Origin of the sequence: Streptomyces flaveolus (assembly GCF_000716535.1) — a bacterium.
In the GTDB taxonomy this organism is placed as follows: domain Bacteria; phylum Actinomycetota; class Actinomycetes; order Streptomycetales; family Streptomycetaceae; genus Streptomyces; species Streptomyces flaveolus_A.
In genome coordinates this window covers 1-248 of the sequence record NZ_JNWV01000203.1, presented here as the reverse complement: position 1 = coordinate 248, position 248 = coordinate 1, and the positions used below count along the sequence as shown (strand labels likewise).

Here is a 248-nt window from a genome sequence, read left to right as displayed (position 1 = left end):
AATGTAACCGGGCGTTTCCCTCACGCTATGACCACCGAAACCCTAATGGTTTCGAGCGAACAAGCACACTCTTCAATTGTGTTCAGTTCAGCTCAAAGCCGGCAACCGTTCGTTGCCTCAGAACATACACAGTGGACGCGAGCATCAATGGACAAGCCCTCGGCCTATTAGTACCGGTCACCTCCACACATTACTGTGCTTCCAGATCCGGCCTATCAACCCAGTCGTCTACTGGGAGCCTTACCCCA

1 rRNA gene is annotated in these 248 nt (G+C 52.8%); it reads right to left on the bottom strand.

Annotated features, from left to right (window positions below):
• Positions 1 to 147: 147 nt before the first annotated feature.
• Positions 148 to 248 (bottom strand): 23S ribosomal RNA (locus OO52_RS45860); the annotation flags it as partial.